Here is a 15896-nt window from a genome sequence, read left to right as displayed (position 1 = left end):
TCAAGGAGTGGTCACAGTCCATGACAACAACTGACGCAGCACTTCGTCAAAAGGTAGCAGAACGTATTCGAAACTATGAGCATTTGGTGAAAAAAGATGTGTATCGCCAGCATTTTCATTTAATGCCGCCAGTTGGTCTTTTAAATGACCCGAATGGGTTGATTCAATGGAAAGGGGTCTACCACGTTTTTTATCAGTGGCAGCCATTCAAAACGGGTCACGGCGCAAAATTTTGGGGCCATTACACATCGACAGATCTAGTAAATTGGCAGCACGAGGAAGCCGCCCTTGCGCCAAGTGATTGGTTTGATCAAAACGGCTGTTATTCTGGCAGTGCAGTCATTGACGATGGACATATGTATGTGATGTACACTGGAAACGTTCGCGATGAACAAGGGAACCGCGAGACGTATCAATGTTTAGCTGTTTCAGAGGATGGCATTCATTTTCAGAAAAAAGGTGTTGTGGCGACGCTGCCAGAAGGATTCACTGCCCATTTTCGTGATCCGAAAGTATGGAAGCGAAATGGCCAGTGGTACATGGTTCTAGGTGCACAAAGCCTGAACCTGAAAGGGAATCTCGTCTTGTTTACCGCTGATACTTTAGACAATTGGACGTTTCAAGGCATCATTGCAGGCAGTGGGAAAAATGGATTAGAGGATTTCGGCTATATGTGGGAATGTCCAGATCTATTTGAATTAGATGGCCGAGATGTCTTGATTGTGTCGCCACAGGGATTAAAACCAGATGGCTTAAAATATCATAATACACATCAATCAGGCTATTTTGTTGGGAGATTGGATGACCATACTTATCAATATACGCACGGAGCGTTTGAGGAGCTGGACCGAGGCTTTGACTTCTATGCACAGCAAACCTTTCTAGACGAATCAGGCAGACGCATTTTAATTGGATGGATGGGAGTGCCTGATCAAGGAGAAGAGCATCACCCAACGATTTCGTATCAATGGATACACTGCCTCACCATTCCGAGAGAGCTGCGTTTAGATGATGACGGACATCTGATTCAAAAGCCAGTCACTGAGCTTCAGGCGATGAGAACCAACGAACAAGAGCATATTTTCCATATCAAACGCTCCGTTCAATCGATTCCTGTAGATGATATTACGAGCGCAGAGTTATTCATTGATCAGATTGATACACAAAAAGGGTTTGAATGCTGTATTCGAGCGGCAGCCCGTATCATTTATGATAAAGGTGAGGGCAAACTGACACTAGAGCGAGATCGATTTGAAGATCGATCAAAAGAAGTTCGAGAAGTAGCAATAGAGGAATTACACGACCTTCACATCTTTATTGATGCATCGTCAATTGAGATTTTTGTAAATGGAGGCCGAAAAGTATTGACTGCTCGTTACTTTCCTTCCCCGGGAAATAAATCAATCTCGATCAGTGGCAGAAATGAAACAAAGCTTAAACTAAAAACATGGCATTTACAAAGAAAAGCAGGTCAATGATCTGCTCAACAAGTAGAGAAAACGTCTACGTCTCCTATAAGTGATGATCAGTATGATGTGAAATTGAATTTTCCGGTTGATAAGTACAAGAAACAGCGCAATGCTATAAATAAGGGAGCTCTTCAGCCGCCTGCACAATTGATAGAGAAGGTGTCGATTAAAAATAGGAAATGTCAAACAAGAAAAAAGAGATGAATCATGAGTTTGTATAGGTAGAAATCAACCTGTATGAAATATTACTACTAAAGCTAAAGAAGAGCGAAAAAGAAGCAGGAAGGGATAGCCTGCTTCTTTTTATTTTGTGCAGTGAGTAAACCTCTATTTTCCTTAAAAGCGCAAAGGAAGTGTTTGTACATGACCAATGAAAGAAATACAATTACAGCGTTCCATTGTTGGAAAAGGAACGGGGAATTGAAGGTTAAACCCAAACCTTTCAAGTGACATATTCTAAAAAGACTAATAGGATAGATGCTACAGGGTGACATTGTCTTGGTTTTCTAAGACAAAAAGAAGCCATACAATTTGAACTTCTTTGACAAGAAAACTACAAAAAATTCTATTGCTCTCAATTAGCTTGGAGAGCTTGGAAAAATCAAGGTCACGATATTGACCATTATAAAAGCGATTTAGTCGTGTCACCGATGGAATTAGTTAGCTCTAACAACACGAAGGTCTTTTGTCATAAAAAGTAAGTTAATAAGCAGTCGGGGATTTCCCCGATTGCTTTGCTTGTTTAAAATTAAAAGGAGATGATTGAATGAAATACTTTAAGTTGCTTTTATCAGCTTGTGCCATAGCATTAATATGTACAGCATGTTCAAAGAAAGAAGAGGCTGTGGGAGACTCTTCTAAGGGAGAATTGAGCAATATGAAAGATAGTAAATTTGCTATCATTTATTCGCAGGTAATGGATAGAGGATGCGAGGTGGTCAACTATAACAACGAAGGAAAGAAATTGTCGAGTATAACAATGAAAGACTGTGTGGGATTTACCTCATCTACTCAGAGTGATAATAATATGTACTTCTCATCTAATAGGTCTAATTATCATGTCTCGATAGATAAGAATAATGGCAAGGTAAACCATCTACAAACAAAATCACTTTCAAAATCTACAGAAGACGAGGGTGCATTCTTTATTAACTACTCTAATGGGTATGTTCTACACGACATTAACGTTGGCTTTACAGAGGATGGCTTAGTAGGAGAATTAGTATACTGGAATGAAGATGACAACAATAAGAAGCAGGTTGAACTTGAAGGGTCGTTGACCTCGGCAGTATTTGAAGATGGGAGAATTTATGCCATTATTAATAATAATAATGATAGCGTTATAGCCTCCTCGATAGACCCCAAAAATCATAAAGAAAAACGAAAAGAGATAGACATGGACTCAGTTTTCTTCCCTGACAACAATGATTCTTTGAAGTCATTGAGCGATAAGGAATTGTTGGTTGCTGTAAACGATAATGTTGATAGTAAGAAAAATTCTATGTTGGTTGTAATCGACAAGAAAACTCTCGATACGAAAAGAAAGATTGTCATGGATGATAGATTCACTATCTACAAGACAAATATAGACAATGATAGAGTCACGATAGTCTCCTATGAAGGAGAAGTCAAGACTTTCAACAGAGAGCTCAAAGAGATATCATCTGAAAAAATTCCACTTAATTTTAAATCAGATGACGAACGTTTAGAAGAGGTCAAGATTTTAGACGGCAAGATTTATGCATTGGTAAGAATGTTTGATAGAGATAAGGATGGAGTTATTGGCAGAATTATTGAATATAATATTGAAAGCAAAGACTCTAAAGAGATATCCCTAAAATCTGATAGGGATTGGGAAATGACAAGCTTGGAAGTTGTAAAATAACTGACGAGGAGTGTGGAGTAAATTAACTTACATTATCTTGAACCCATGAGGCTTGTGTTATTCACATTGCCATTGTTGTATTTGGCTTGGGGGATTATTGGCTATTTAATCTTTAAGAAGGTTCATGTGGTTTTAACTATCACATTTATAACTTCAACCATTTTTATATTTGCCTATACTGGGTTTGACATGTCAAATATGTATTGGGTAGGGGTGGTGACTTTTTTATGCATGTGCACCTCTGTAATTACAAAAATTATTCGAGACATGTATATTCGCTATAAAAAAGCATAATCAACAAGCTTATGTCCACAAACATAAGCTTTATTTTTGTTTCATACCACTAAAATAACTCAAAATGCTTGTAATAATTAAAGTGATAACTGATGAAACTAACAAAGAAACGCTGATCGCTCCTAACCCTAAACCTTCCCATCCTCCCACAAAAAAGCTTATGAGCAATAAGATGATACTTACCATCATTAAAACTGCTGGAAATCCATACTGGAAAGATGACTGGTTTTTTTTAAAGATTAAAGAAACGCCTAGTATAATAACTGTAAGGATAGTTGTCAGTAGCCAGAAAGACATTTGTTTTTCCCCCTTGAAAGAGATGATGAAAGAACCCTAATGAATAACCAGGGTTCTTTTCAATATCGTACCACTGATTTAAGCTGTTTACCAAAGCAGCCAGTCACAGAACCTTTTCTTTGATCCTATATTTTATTTCCAGCTTCTTTCCCTACACTCGATGTAATCACTTTGTCAGCCACTTCATGTGAGACAGCAGCAGAATGAAAAATTGGTAACGCTAATGCTACAGTTACAAGCATGATGGGAACAAAAATTTTACTCTTCAACATATAACAATTCCCCTCCTTGAATTAACGACTTTGCTTCAAGAGCTCTTTCATAAAAAACGACAGCAATTTCCAACTGCCCACTTCTATTATAGTATCGTGCAGCTTCAAAAGCTAGTTGATACACATCTTCGTAAAGATTTTTGCTTTGTAGAGTATCAAGCCAATGTTTTAACTCTGTGATCGCATTTGGTGTCTTAGATTGAAAATAAAGGAAATATAAAAATTTCATTTCTGCTTCATAAATTATGTCATCCAGTTGTTGGGCCGCCGAGACCCCTTTCTCAAAAGTTTCGGCTGCTGGAACAACCTGTCCTAATTTCAAGAGAGTGTATAACTTGTTAAAATAGGATTTTGGAACATGTGATGTTTCATTCTTTTCAAAAAGTTCACAAGAAGTATCAAAATGGGACAAGGCTTCTGTATATTTTTCTAAGTGGAAATAACACTTGCCTAAGTTAAAGATCGTAGAGGATATAAGGTATTCGTTTTTCGTCTGCTGTGCAAAAGAATGGGATTTTTCAAAGTAAGTAAGTGCATCAGCATATTGTAGCTTAGATAGATAATTTCCAGCGATGACTGAATAACACCAGGCTATTTTTTCTTGCATTAATGGTTGTTCTATAAATAGACTCAATGCTTTATGTGCAAACATGACAGAAATTTGATACTGGTCTATATGGTAGTACACTTCTGATAACTTGTAGTAAAATTCAGCCTTTTCAATAGGGTCTTCAACATCCACAAGAATTTTTTCAGCACTTTTATAAGAACTGATCGCCTCGTCAAATTGTTTTTTCCTAAATTCGTGCATTCCTTTAAAAAACCAGAAATAAAAATCTAACATCTTTTCAATTTGATCTTTGTCTTCGTGAAGTGATTGATCAATCTTATGTTTCTGCTCATTTATCTGAACCATATATTCATCTAACTCTTGGCTAGATAACTTAGGCTTGAGGTAGCTTAGCATTAAGTCATGTCGAAATTCTAGAAGACTAAAATATAATAAAACAGTTTGATTTTCCTCCATACTGTCAAAGAGTCGTTTAACATCCGCTTTTAAAAATTCAGCATCAGTTATTTGGTCTTTTTTGATGGCTGAATACCATTCATTTAGTTTGATCGCAACCTCGTCATAAGTGATAGAACCACCCATATATACTCCCCCTTCATATTCCTATAAAACCAATTATATACAATACCTTAACATGTCTAACTATTCTAAAATCGAACAGATGCGCTATTTATGTAAATTTTCGGTATACCGCAAAATCAAGCTGACTCTAAGAGGGAAAATGAGTAATTCATATAACATATGACATGCTACACATTACTTATTTTTACATAAATGTTGGAAAATAAATCGTCATCTGCGATAATAAGTCTAAATTGTGGTGAATAGAAAGGGGCAGGTAATTAATGAATCACTTTAAAGTTATGATATTGAGCCTTACCTTATTAATGGGGATCACAACTACTGTACATATAAATTCCTCAAATGATTTTCAAACCGCAGAAAACGGCTACTTTGGTTAAGCATTAGGAGAAGTAGACTCTCCACAAGTTTACTTTTTCTATTGGGTTTTCTAGTGTTAGCAAAAAGGCGTACTGGAATAAAAAGCAACTCCATTAATGATTGATTGAAAAAAGAACAAAGAAAAAGCCCTGTCCGTAGGGCTTTTTTGTTCGTCTTTATTCAGTTCGATGCTTCGTTTTATGAATTGTTCTATAAGCCGATTCAACGCCAATGAAAACGTCAAGGAATATAACTATCCAACTGAACAGGTCAGCCCAAACATTGGACATGTTTAGCTGGGGTTAGCCCATTCCATTATACTGCTCTGGTTTTAATAGTGAAATCAACCTGTATCTTATAGCCTATAACGTATATATACAAGGTTGGCTGGAAGCGGTTCGATGACGTTTTACATATATGATAACAGGTGGAATTATGGTATCATTTTAAAATATATACAGCTGAGGCTGACGTTTATCCAAATGCGGTAGGACAAAAAGGGGTTGTTTATTTGAATTCAAAACAGCAGCCGACGACTAGAAAACGCTTGGAGACAATGGCAGATCATGTTGAAGATAAACGTGAAGAATATAAAGAATTGCTCATTCAAGTCCAATCTATTCTCGGTGAACCTTCTCTAGAGCAGGAAGAATTAAAAGAGAAGCTGTCAGATACGTATAAACAAATGAAAGAATATGCCTTATTTGTTGAATCTATTGAAGCCTTTATTCGAAAAATGGCGAAAGAATCTGATCAGCAAAAGTAGGTATCCTTTATGGATAAAAGAGTGTACCCAGACGCGGGTATGCTTTTTTCATGAAATAAAAATGAAAGGTGTCGTCAATTGAAGATAGAAACGTATATTTATTTGGAGGACAAGAAGAAGTTTGTACCCATTGATGATATTGAAAAGATCAAAACATTCGTTGCTACGAAAGAAGATTTTATGGAACAAGGGTTTATAAACCTTGAAGGCACAATTACGTTCGATCATGAGGAAAAGGGGAAAATAGAGGATTTCGAAAATCCAGATTCTATTGAAGAGTTGTGGCATTATTACATAAACATTTTTGAGAAATATGTGGAAGAAGGGTATGGAAAAATATATTATCCAAGTGTTCCATTAGAGATACAGTTAGAAAAAAGATCTGATCATGAAGTGATGTTATCGCTTGATAATCAAACCTTAATTGCAGAGTATAAAGAACTTGTGCGTCATTTTATTGAATCTGGTCGTGAGTTCATTCACTTTCTAGAAAACATAGCACCGCAGGTAGATCATTCTGGTTTCACCAATCAATTGAACGATTTAGAAAAAACATGTTAAAAACAAAAACCGATTCACCCAAAAGGCGAATCGGTTTTTTCTACTCTACTTATCAAAACGATGAGCAGAATGCTTTGTTGGTCCGATGTATTCATTTAGCTGGAAAGAGCCTTTGATGGCAGCTGTGATGAATTCTTTTGCTGCATAAATGGCTTCTTTCACGTCTGAGCCGTTTGCTAGTTCAGCTGTGACTGCTGCTGAGAATGTGCAGCCTGCGCCGTGTGTGTATTCTGTGTCGATCTTCTCTGTTTCAAGTCGTTCGAAGGTTTGTCCATCATAAAGCAAATCGATCGCTTTATCTGGGCTTAGCTTACCGCCTCCAGTGATGACCACATACTTGGCACCAAGTTCGTGAATGCGTTTTGCTGCTTCTTCCATTTGTTCGATCGTTTTGATCTCACCGATTCCGCTTAATTGACCTGCTTCGAAAAGGTTAGGCGTAATGACGGTTGCCAGTGGCGTGAGCTTTTCGCGCAGTGCTTCCGCATGCTCCGGATATAGCACTTCGTTCGCACCCTTACAAACCATAACAGGATCAATGACGACATTTTTTAGGTCATATGTTTTGATGGTGTCCGCTGCAAGTTCGATCACGTCGACTGTTGGGAGCATACCCGTTTTCAGCGCATCTACCCCAATGCCTTCTACAATGGTAGAGAGCTGCGCACGAATCGTCGCCGTATCAATTGGAAACACCTGATGATCCCAATGGTTATGAGGGTCCATTGCAACGACAACGGTTAAAGCTGTCATCCCGTAGACGTTTTTCTCTTGAAACGTTTTTAAATCTGCTTGGATACCTGCACCGCCGCTTGAATCCGAGCCTGCGATGGTGAGTGCTTTATTCATAGACATAGTTGCTGAACCTCCAATGTGATGTGTAACAGTTACTGTTCTATCCCTTATTATAATCAGCTTTTCCGTTTATCACAATGAAACGACATAAAAAAGCGTTCCATCTTAGGAAGAACGCCTTTCCCCTTACCTTTTACAAATCACCAATTTCCCCTTTTTCAGTTCGTCTAAAAGAGTTAAAGCTAATTCCTGATCGGCGCCAACTGACATCATTTTGGCCATGAGCTCGTCATCCCGGGTGCGGATGACATTGGCAATTTGATCTAAAATTCCTTGATCGACCGCTGTCATGCTTTTGGCATTCGTATGCTCTGTGACGGTATCAGAGCGTTCTGGATCGTACGCAAAAACAAAAATATCATCCTTTGCTGAACGTATTTGTTCAATGGTCTGTTTCGCTTCTTTGCTATTTTCTACTGTGAAATATTCCATCGTGATCACTCCTTTTCATCAAAAATTCCCATTTTCCCGTCACATCAAACCGCCTTTTATATCATGAGAAGAACGTCATTTTATGTTTTAATGGAAAAAGACGAATCTATTAAAGGAGTTAGCTGAATATGAAGATTTCCTTATTAATTGTGACACATAACCGGCTCAGCGCACTGTGTGAGCTGCTTGAATCTATTACGAGACAAACCGTACAGCCTTTTGAAATTGTGGTTGTGAATGATGCAGGAGAGCGCGTCGAGATCATTCAGGAACTCTACCCCGAACTTCCGATCCGCTTGATCCATTTAGATGAGAACGTCCAGCATGTGAATGCTAGAAACGTGGGGGTGCGGGAGCTGACAGGCGATGTGATCATGCTGAGTGACGATGATGATTACTTTACACCTTGTCATATTGAACGTATGAGTAAGGCGCTGGAGGACGCCGATTTTGTTTTTTCTGATGCTGAAATTGTGTCATTTGAAGAAAAAGGTGCGACCCGCTTCCCGGTGTCAAGACGTCTGTTTGCGTATACAGCTGCTATTGAGGATATGCGTGTCTTTTCTACATACGTTCCTTCCGGCAGTATGTATAAACGCTGTATACACGATGAGATTGGCTATTTTGATCCAGCGATGCATCATTACTGGGATTGGGACTTTTTCTTACGTGTCACGCAGCATGCCCGGGTCAAACGAGTGCCAGCTGCCAGCGTGATCTATGCGTTTTTTGACGGCGGTGGGAATCAGTCTAGTGATCTTGGTGAGACAAGGAAGAACTACTTAGATGATCTAAGTGAAAAGCATGGGCTGGGTGACCTGCCGACAGCGAACTTTGCTGTCTTATTAGAAGAACCAGCGATGAAAAAACGAGAATCAGAGAGTGAGATTGTGTGGGACGGAAAACCGATGATCTCAAGACTAACGCAGCAGATACAAGGAGGAGAACCCCAATGAAGCCATTTTTAAATGATAGCTGGTGGGCTGTGATGAAAAGTGAATTTGAACAGCCATATTATGAGGAATTACGTGAATGGATGAAGGAAGAATATCGCACGCAGACCGTTTTTCCGAAACCAGATGACGTTTATCGTGCGCTTCATTTGACGTCATATGAAGAGGTCAAAGTGGTGATTTTGGGACAAGACCCTTATCATGGCCCAGGTCAGGCACATGGATTAAGCTTTTCTGTTCAGCCTGGTGTGAAGCATCCGCCATCGTTGAGAAATATTTTTCAGGAGCTAAAGGATGATCTTGGCTGTCCTGTTCCAAATCACGGCTCACTTGTGAGCTGGGCAGAGCAAGGTGTGCTGCTCTTAAACACTGTGCTAACCGTAAGAAAGGGCGAGGCGAATTCTCATAAAGGAAAGGGCTGGGAACGTGTAACAGACCGCGTGATTGATGTGCTGAATGAACGTGATCAGCCCGTCGTTTTTGTGCTGTGGGGAAGACATGCTCAAAATAAGAAAGAACGCATTGATCAAAACAAGCATTTCATCATTGAGTCACCTCATCCAAGTCCTTTTTCTGCAAGAAACGGCTTTTTTGGCAGTCGTCCGTTTTCAAAGGTAAACGCGTATTTAAAGCAAATGGGGATTGAAGAAATCAACTGGTGTATCCAAGATATTGAGTAAAAAGAGGACGAGGGGAGAGACCCTTCGTCCTGTTTATTTTAAAAATTTACGAACCAAGTCGAGTCCGTTTTTCGCATTTGGATAACGGAAGGAAAAATCGAAGCGATTGGTTTGGCGCAGGACGCTTTTTTCATGCGTAAACGTAAAGAAGCTTTCTTTCCCGTGATATCGTCCCATGCCGCTTTCACCCACGCCTCCGAATGGCAGGTAAGGAGTAGCGACATGCATGAGCGTGTCATTGATACATCCTCCGCCAAATGAGAGATGGTCTAGAATATAGGCTTCTGTTTCTTTACTTGTTGTAAATAAGTAAAGCGCAAGCGGCTTCGGTCTTGTTTTGATCATATGAGCTGCCTCGTGCAGAGAATCGAAGGTCATGACAGGCAGAATCGGTCCGAAAATTTCCTCCTGCATGACAGGATCTTCCCATGTGATGTGGTCTAATATGGTTGGTGCAATTTTGAGCTCGTCTTCGTTGCGCTGTCCACCTGTAACGATCGTTCCATTTGAGAGAAATTGTGAGAGCCTGTCAAAGTGACGCTGGCTGACATTTTTCCCAAAGTGCGGATGTGTTTCCGGTTGTTCGCCATAAAAGTCACGGATACAAGCTGTCATTTCCCGCAAAAGTTCTTCTTTAATGGATTCATGAACAAGCAAATAGTCTGGTGCAATACACGTTTGCCCAGCATTGGTGAATTTGCCGAACGTGATTCGCTTTGCCGCTAATTTGATATCTGTATCAGGCGTGACGATGCAAGGGCTTTTTCCGCCAAGCTCAAGTGTGACTGGGGTCAAATGCTTTGCGGCGGCTTCCATGACGATTTTGCCGACTGCCACACTTCCTGTAAAGAAGATATAATCAAAGGGCAGTTTCAACAGCTCTGTACTCACATCTACACCGCCTTCTACGACAGTTGCATGGTCTTCTTGAAATACACGTTCCACCATTGCACTGATTACTTCTGAAACTTGCGGCGTCAGCTCAGACGGTTTTAAAATAACGGCATTACCCGCAGCAATGGCACCAACTAATGGAGAAAGGGCCAATTGGAAAGGATAGTTCCAAGGAGCAATGATGAGCACACTTCCATAAGGTTCCTTCATAATCATACTTTTCGACCCGATATGAGTGAGGGGCGTTCGCACGCGTGTTGGCTTTGCCCATTTGTGGAGGTGCTTGATGGTATGATTGATTTCTTCATACACCATCCCGACCTCTGTTGTGTAGGCTTCCTGTTCGGATTTATGTAAATCATGGGCCAAGGCTTGTAAAATATCCTTCTCATGCTGTTTGATGGCTGCTTTTAAGTCTTTAAGAAGACGGATGCGTTCTTCAACCGGCGGCTTTTGAAAGACTTTTTGTTTCTGAAAAAGTGTTGTGAGTTTGTCCATTATTCAATCCTTTCATAAACGATGTTGTTGCTTTTATTATGTGTGAATGACGATGCCGGGTCAAATAGGAGAGGCGTGAGCGCACTGCTTTGAAAAAATGAACCATTTCGTTTGTTCATTTGGTAAAATAATGTTGAAAGACGATTTTTTTAGATTGGAGGGTCTACCCTTGAATATTCATATATCAAGCCTGCTCCAAAAAATGGAGGAAGCGGTTCAAAAGGCGAAACAAAGTGGAAATGATGAAGAGGTGAAACGTCAAGTGGCGGCGATTTCTTCACTATGTGATGTCATTCTCGATGCACCATCACAGGTGCAAATGCCGCAAACGCCGATTATCTCGCCACCTTCTTCGATACAGACACCGCCCGCGCCGCCCGTATCCTCAGATCAAGCCATGCTTGAGAAACTGATGGGTGCGAGTGGTGCGAAGAAATTTCAGCATCAAGAAGAGGGGCAAAAAGAGAAGGATGGGAACGGCGACTCTATCTTTGATTTTTAATGGTCTTGTCACGACAAAGGGAAGGTGATCGGTTTGAAACTATTTTTGGGCGCTATTCAGTGGATGGCATTTTTTATCGCAGCTTCTATTGCTGTACCAATTGCGATTGCACAAGCATTTGAATTGAACCAAGTGCAGTCAGCAGAGCTGATTCAAAGTACATTCTTTTCACTTGGTCTTGTGGCGATGGTGCAATGTTTATGCGGCCATATGCTGCCGATCAATGAAAGTCCAGCAGGGCTTTGGTGGGGTGTGTATACCCTTTATGCAGGTATGACAGGAACCATCTTTGCGACGTATCCTGAAACTCTGCAAGCACTACAAGGGGCTTTAATTTTTAGTGCCGCTTTCTTTTTTATTTTTAGTTTATTTAAAATCATTAATTGGCTCGCGTCTTTATTTACGCCAGTCGTCACAGGCATTTACTTGCTATTATTAGTTGTCCAGTTAAGTCAGCCGATCATGAAAGGGCTGATGGGTATCGGCTATCGGGGAAATCAGGTGGATGGGCTTGTCTTTTGCTTGTCGATCTTGATTATTGTTCTGACCTTCATGATCAGCCGCTCAAAATGGCATTACTTAAGGCAGTTTTCTGTGTTATTTGCCCTTGCAGGAGGCTGGTTGTTATTCGCTCTACTCGGGTTGGCAAAGCCGGTTCGAATTCCAGAAAAAATCATCGAGTTTCCGAAGCTGTTCCCATTCGGCATGCCAGTATTTGACAGCGGATTGCTTGTCACGTCCTTTTTCATTACGATATTACTCATTGTGAACATGCTGGCAAGTATTCGCATTGTGGAAAGTTCAGTGAAGGCATTTGGTGAACTGCGTGAGCGGAAGAGAGCTCGTCCGGCTGGTTTTGTCGCAGCATTTGGCCACTTACTGAGCGGATTGATCGGAGCAATTGCGCCTGTACCTATTTCCGGAGCAGCAGGATTTATCCAGACAACGAAAATTCCATCGAGAAAGCCATTTTTCATAGGAAGTCTGCTCATTGTACTCATTAGTTTATTCCCGTTGCTCATGAGCTTTTTCTCCGCATTGCCATCACCTGTGGGGCTTGCTGTAAACTTTGTGGTGTTCTCCTCGATGATTGGAATTGCGATGTCTGAGTTTGATCAGTATGAGAAAGAAGAAATTCCGCGGATTCGCTTTGTCCTAGGGATTGCCGTTTTAGCAGGTGTAGGGGCGATGTTTGTACCGCAGGAGGCCTTGAAAGGCATGCATCCTGTGCTCATTTCATTATTAAGCAATGGACTTGTTCTAGGTACACTCATTGCGATCGCGGTCGATCAAGTTCTGTTACGAAAGAAAAAGAAATCCGACAATCTCGTGTCAACGTAAAGGGAAAGTTGAATATCGTCTGTCACCCGCGCTATGATAAATATAATTGACGAGATAAGGAGAATGACGAATGAAACTATTTTTCATTTTAGGTGCGATTAATGCGATGCTAGCTGTTGGACTCGGAGCCTTCGGTGCGCACGGTCTTGAAGGGAAAATCCCTGAAAAGTATATAGAGATTTGGAACAAAGGGGTTCAATATCAGATGTTCCATGCGATTGGACTATTTATTGTCGCCTTTCTTGCAGATAAGCTGTCAGGTGTTTCTTTAGTCCCAACCGCTGGCTGGGTGATGCTTGCAGGTATCCTTTTCTTCTCAGGAAGCCTTTATGTCCTAGCATTGACTCAGGTGAAGATTCTAGGTGCCATTACCCCAATTGGCGGAGTGGCGTTTATTGCTTCTTGGATCATGCTTGTCATTGCAGCAGCAAAAAATTTATAAGTCAAAAAACCGATGCTCTGTGAGGGGCATCGGTTTTTTTCTTAATTCCAGTAAGGGGCGTAGTTTGGCGGTGCTTGATAATAAGGGATGTAGTGAGACGGAGGGACAGGGTTCGTTTGTGCTTCCTCATCTCTGTGGCAAAATGGTCCGATAAACGCACTTGGCTTCACAGGCTGCGTCGCCTGTTTCCACTGTGTTTCGTTCATGCAATACGTATGTGCCATGATGTGAGCAGGGGTGAGAGTGAGAAGGTCTGAGCCTAGGATCACTTCTGGCGTAGATGCGTTAAAAATGGCTAACAAATGAGTCCTGTCTTGAAGGGCAACTTCATAGTGCCACCAGCCTTGAGGTACGTTTGCTACCTGTCCTGGGGTGATGGTATAGGTGTGCAGTTTTTTTGTAAAAGGATTCAGCATCGAGACGGCAGCAGAACCGGCTATACAATAAACAAGCTCTGCGGCATTTTGATGATAATGGGGCTCTACGACTTTGCTTTTACTCAAATATATATCCAGCAGAGATACTTGATCCAACGAATTTAATTGTTTTTTCCCTAAAACGTTAATCAGGTTATGCTGATCGTATTTCACAAGTGGACTTTGATTCAGGTCGTATGAATATTTAACATTTGGTGATGTGTAATCCAGCTCAACAGTCATGAATGTCACCTCTAGGTGTTTGATAAAAACTACTAGGCATCTTATGAGCAGCACCCTAGAGTTGTGACAAAAACCTAGTCAAAAGAAAAAAGCAAGGGCGCCTGCTCCTTGCTTTTGCGATATGTGGCGTTATCTACCTCGGAGAGTACGTGGACATGGAGTATGGATAGTCGTATTGAATTTCCCCATCAAACGTAATGTAATCAAGATAGATCGTTAATAGTAAGTATCGTGTTCCTGTCTTGTTATCACTAATGATAATGTGGTCACGTCCTGCAGCTTCAATGACGCCTCTGAAAATCTTCGAGTTCCATTCCTTACTTGCCTCAAACGTCATATAAATCGTGGCTACCTTGCCGCGGTTCAATCGTAAAATATTTTCAATATAGGACTGCTCGATTGGCAGTTGACCAGTGACATTCTGCTGATAAATCGGCCCAGAAGGAATTTGATACGGCTGCCCGCCGCTCTGCGTGCCCTGCCCCCCTTGTGAAGAACCAGTAGACGGCATTGGTGAAAATCCCTGCTGCATTTGTCCTTGCATTTGACCCTGCGTTTGGGGAGGGACTGAATAACCCATCTGCTGCGCAGGATACGGATTTGCTCCATATTGTTGCTGGCGAAAATCTTGACCTTCGAAACCCGAACCTTGCCCAAATTGATTTTTCAATTTCATAACGTTCCTCCTCTTTCCTCATGGTGTTCTAAACAGAAGGCGCTTGAGCACCTGTTGTTTCCATAGCATTCTTTCTCTCTTTCACACTATGAGACAGGAGGGGAGAATATGTACATTGAACGAAAAAAAGGAACTGTGGTGCAGTTCCTTAGGCGCGGGCAAACCCTCGCATTCTTTGTCAGGTCTGCGCTTCGTTGCTCACGAATATGATGTGCAACCTTCCTTACATCATCCAATTTACAGCGTGCTGGACACCAAATAAAAGAGTAATGATAAGAAAACATGCAGCAAGCGGTGTGATCACAATGAGAAAGGCTTGCCATAATCTGAGCTTCATCACAGCGGCAATGCCTAAAACAGCCATTCCCAATATCCACGTCTTTGCATAAGCATCAATCAGTGTTAAAAGATCGAGATAATACCAAACCTCATAATGCTGATCTAAATAGGGTGAGATTTTGACAAACGTATACGGACCGAGCATTCCAATCGTGAAAATCCAACTGAGTGCAAATAAAGCAGAAGGGAAAAAGACCGACAGCGTGCAGGCTTTGAGCACATCTCGATATGCGGTTTGACTGCCGAAAAAAAGACGCCCTAACCACTTTAGGATGAGTACACCGAAAAATAGCGCCAGATTGCCTGAGAGAATACCATATCCCGCTCCTTGTAACAGAATAAAAGGGAATGGAATATGATTGCCCATATAATCGCTAAAATATCCTTCGTAGATCCAGCCTGTACCAGCGATACTTGCAAGAAGCATCATCAGCCAAATGGGAATAGAGGAATGTTGATATGAGCGAATAATCGTTTTTGTCGCCACGAAAATTTTAAAAAATCGAAAAAAACCTTTTACTTCCTCTTGTTGGGAGTGATCATTCTTCATAGCTTCCAATGTTCTTTA

General features: G+C 40.9%; 18 protein-coding genes and 1 pseudogene. 10 read left to right on the top strand and 9 right to left on the bottom strand.

Features of this window, described 5'->3' with window-relative positions; all coding sequences use genetic code 11:
• Window positions 1-20 precede the first annotated feature (20 nt).
• From NST39_RS18495 to NST39_RS18485, 3 genes and pseudogenes are all read left to right on the top strand, one after another.
• Window positions 21-1478 carry a glycoside hydrolase family 32 protein gene (locus NST39_RS18495; protein WP_341029723.1) on the top strand — a complete coding sequence of 486 codons (1458 nt, stop codon included), beginning with the start codon at window positions 21-23 and terminating at the stop codon, window positions 1476-1478.
• Window positions 1479-1979: 501 nt separating this feature from the next.
• Window positions 1980-2170: pseudogene (locus NST39_RS18490) on the top strand (septation ring formation regulator EzrA); the annotation flags it as partial.
• 65 nt (window positions 2171-2235) lie between these two features.
• Window positions 2236-3354 (top strand): hypothetical protein, encoded by a 1119-nt coding sequence (locus NST39_RS18485; protein ID WP_341029721.1) that lies wholly within the window; start codon window positions 2236-2238, stop codon window positions 3352-3354.
• 324 nt (window positions 3355-3678) lie between these two features.
• Here NST39_RS18485 and NST39_RS18475 read toward each other — a convergent pair whose 3' ends face one another.
• The 3 genes from NST39_RS18475 to NST39_RS18465 form a co-directional block, all read right to left on the bottom strand.
• Complete coding sequence (locus NST39_RS18475; protein WP_044140235.1) at window positions 3679-3945, bottom strand: YesK family protein; 267 nt, start codon at window positions 3943-3945, stop codon at window positions 3679-3681.
• A gap of 125 nt (window positions 3946-4070) precedes the next feature.
• Window positions 4071-4217, bottom strand: a complete 147-nt coding sequence (locus tag NST39_RS18470; RefSeq protein ID WP_155758700.1) for a hypothetical protein — start codon at window positions 4215-4217, stop codon at window positions 4071-4073.
• Window positions 4204-5370 (bottom strand): Rap family tetratricopeptide repeat protein, encoded by a 1167-nt coding sequence (locus tag NST39_RS18465; RefSeq protein WP_341029717.1) that lies wholly within the window; start codon window positions 5368-5370, stop codon window positions 4204-4206. The genes NST39_RS18470 and NST39_RS18465 overlap by 14 nt, the downstream gene beginning before the upstream one ends.
• 871 nt (window positions 5371-6241) lie before the next feature.
• Here NST39_RS18465 and NST39_RS18460 point away from each other — a divergent pair.
• Together NST39_RS18460 and NST39_RS18455 are read left to right on the top strand one after the other, a co-directional pair.
• Window positions 6242-6496 (top strand): hypothetical protein, encoded by a 255-nt coding sequence (locus tag NST39_RS18460; protein ID WP_008359596.1) that lies wholly within the window; start codon window positions 6242-6244, stop codon window positions 6494-6496.
• A 78-nt stretch (window positions 6497-6574) separates the two neighbouring features.
• On the top strand, window positions 6575-7057 hold the full coding sequence (locus NST39_RS18455; RefSeq protein ID WP_341029714.1) for a hypothetical protein: 483 nt from the start codon (window positions 6575-6577) through the stop codon (window positions 7055-7057).
• A gap of 45 nt (window positions 7058-7102) precedes the next feature.
• On the opposite strand, the gene NST39_RS18450 is transcribed toward NST39_RS18455, so the two are convergent.
• Window positions 7103-7912, bottom strand: a complete 810-nt coding sequence (locus NST39_RS18450; RefSeq protein ID WP_044140232.1) for a bifunctional hydroxymethylpyrimidine kinase/phosphomethylpyrimidine kinase — start codon at window positions 7910-7912, stop codon at window positions 7103-7105.
• Window positions 7913-8038: 126 nt separating this feature from the next.
• Window positions 8039-8344: a general stress protein gene (locus NST39_RS18445; RefSeq protein ID WP_003214888.1), complete on the bottom strand. Its 306-nt coding sequence runs from the start codon at window positions 8342-8344 to the stop codon at window positions 8039-8041.
• Between the two features lie 128 nt (window positions 8345-8472).
• Between NST39_RS18445 and NST39_RS18440 the strand changes: the two genes are divergently transcribed.
• Both NST39_RS18440 and NST39_RS18435 read left to right on the top strand, forming a co-directional pair.
• Complete coding sequence (locus NST39_RS18440; protein ID WP_341029712.1) at window positions 8473-9300, top strand: glycosyltransferase family 2 protein; 828 nt, start codon at window positions 8473-8475, stop codon at window positions 9298-9300.
• Window positions 9297-9977, top strand: coding sequence for a uracil-DNA glycosylase (locus NST39_RS18435; RefSeq protein WP_341029710.1), 681 nt, complete (start codon window positions 9297-9299; stop codon window positions 9975-9977). Before NST39_RS18440 ends, NST39_RS18435 begins: the two co-directional genes overlap by 4 nt.
• A gap of 33 nt (window positions 9978-10010) precedes the next feature.
• Here NST39_RS18435 and NST39_RS18430 read toward each other — a convergent pair whose 3' ends face one another.
• A complete protein-coding gene (locus NST39_RS18430; RefSeq protein WP_341029707.1) occupies window positions 10011-11369 on the bottom strand; it encodes an aldehyde dehydrogenase in 1359 nt (452 codons plus the stop codon).
• A gap of 169 nt (window positions 11370-11538) precedes the next feature.
• Between NST39_RS18430 and NST39_RS18425 the strand changes: the two genes are divergently transcribed.
• The 3 genes from NST39_RS18425 to NST39_RS18415 all read left to right on the top strand — a co-directional run bounded on the left by NST39_RS18425 (window position 11539) and on the right by NST39_RS18415 (window position 13654).
• On the top strand, window positions 11539-11871 hold the full coding sequence (locus NST39_RS18425) for a YwdI family protein (RefSeq protein ID WP_113767843.1): 333 nt from the start codon (window positions 11539-11541) through the stop codon (window positions 11869-11871).
• A gap of 33 nt (window positions 11872-11904) precedes the next feature.
• Window positions 11905-13212: a purine/pyrimidine permease gene (locus NST39_RS18420; protein WP_065097801.1), complete on the top strand. Its 1308-nt coding sequence runs from the start codon at window positions 11905-11907 to the stop codon at window positions 13210-13212.
• 70 nt (window positions 13213-13282) lie between these two features.
• On the top strand, window positions 13283-13654 hold the full coding sequence (locus NST39_RS18415) for a DUF423 domain-containing protein (protein ID WP_003215282.1): 372 nt from the start codon (window positions 13283-13285) through the stop codon (window positions 13652-13654).
• 41 nt (window positions 13655-13695) lie between these two features.
• On the opposite strand, the gene NST39_RS18410 is transcribed toward NST39_RS18415, so the two are convergent.
• The 3 genes from NST39_RS18410 to NST39_RS18400 form a co-directional block, all read right to left on the bottom strand.
• The gene (locus NST39_RS18410; protein WP_065097802.1) at window positions 13696-14313 is read right to left on the bottom strand and encodes a cupin domain-containing protein; all 618 of its coding nucleotides are present in this window, start codon (window positions 14311-14313) and stop codon (window positions 13696-13698) included.
• A 133-nt stretch (window positions 14314-14446) separates the two neighbouring features.
• Window positions 14447-14989: a spore coat protein GerQ gene (gene gerQ, locus NST39_RS18405; protein ID WP_065097803.1), complete on the bottom strand. Its 543-nt coding sequence runs from the start codon at window positions 14987-14989 to the stop codon at window positions 14447-14449.
• A 223-nt stretch (window positions 14990-15212) separates the two neighbouring features.
• Window positions 15213-15878 carry a YIP1 family protein gene (locus NST39_RS18400; RefSeq protein ID WP_341029992.1) on the bottom strand — a complete coding sequence of 222 codons (666 nt, stop codon included), beginning with the start codon at window positions 15876-15878 and terminating at the stop codon, window positions 15213-15215.
• Window positions 15879-15896: the final 18 nt, after the last annotated feature.

Source organism: Bacillus sp. FSL W8-0645, assembly GCF_038007905.1.
In the GTDB taxonomy this organism is placed as follows: Bacteria; Bacillota; Bacilli; order Bacillales; family Bacillaceae; genus Bacillus; species Bacillus pumilus.
This window is presented reverse-complemented; position numbering and strand designations above follow the sequence as displayed.

Excerpts from the sequence above, each read along its gene's own strand:
- NST39_RS18495 (WP_341029723.1), top strand. The coding sequence starts at position 21 with ATGACAACAACTGACGCAGCACTTCGTCAAAAGGTAGCAGAACGTATT.
- NST39_RS18485 (WP_341029721.1), top strand. The coding sequence starts at position 2,236 with ATGAAATACTTTAAGTTGCTTTTATCAGCTTGTGCCATAGCATTAATA.
- NST39_RS18475 (WP_044140235.1), bottom strand. The coding sequence starts at position 3,945 with ATGTCTTTCTGGCTACTGACAACTATCCTTACAGTTATTATACTAGGC.
- NST39_RS18470 (WP_155758700.1), bottom strand. The coding sequence starts at position 4,217 with ATGTTGAAGAGTAAAATTTTTGTTCCCATCATGCTTGTAACTGTAGCA.
- NST39_RS18465 (WP_341029717.1), bottom strand. The coding sequence starts at position 5,370 with ATGGGTGGTTCTATCACTTATGACGAGGTTGCGATCAAACTAAATGAA.
- NST39_RS18450 (WP_044140232.1), bottom strand. The coding sequence starts at position 7,912 with ATGTCTATGAATAAAGCACTCACCATCGCAGGCTCGGATTCAAGCGGC.
- NST39_RS18445 (WP_003214888.1), bottom strand. The coding sequence starts at position 8,344 with ATGGAATATTTCACAGTAGAAAATAGCAAAGAAGCGAAACAGACCATT.
- NST39_RS18440 (WP_341029712.1), top strand. The coding sequence starts at position 8,473 with ATGAAGATTTCCTTATTAATTGTGACACATAACCGGCTCAGCGCACTG.
- NST39_RS18435 (WP_341029710.1), top strand. The coding sequence starts at position 9,297 with ATGAAGCCATTTTTAAATGATAGCTGGTGGGCTGTGATGAAAAGTGAA.
- NST39_RS18430 (WP_341029707.1), bottom strand. The coding sequence starts at position 11,369 with ATGGACAAACTCACAACACTTTTTCAGAAACAAAAAGTCTTTCAAAAG.
- NST39_RS18415 (WP_003215282.1), top strand. The coding sequence starts at position 13,283 with ATGAAACTATTTTTCATTTTAGGTGCGATTAATGCGATGCTAGCTGTT.
- NST39_RS18410 (WP_065097802.1), bottom strand. The coding sequence starts at position 14,313 with ATGACTGTTGAGCTGGATTACACATCACCAAATGTTAAATATTCATAC.
- gerQ (WP_065097803.1), bottom strand. The coding sequence starts at position 14,989 with ATGAAATTGAAAAATCAATTTGGGCAAGGTTCGGGTTTCGAAGGTCAA.
- NST39_RS18400 (WP_341029992.1), bottom strand. The coding sequence starts at position 15,878 with ATGAAGAATGATCACTCCCAACAAGAGGAAGTAAAAGGTTTTTTTCGA.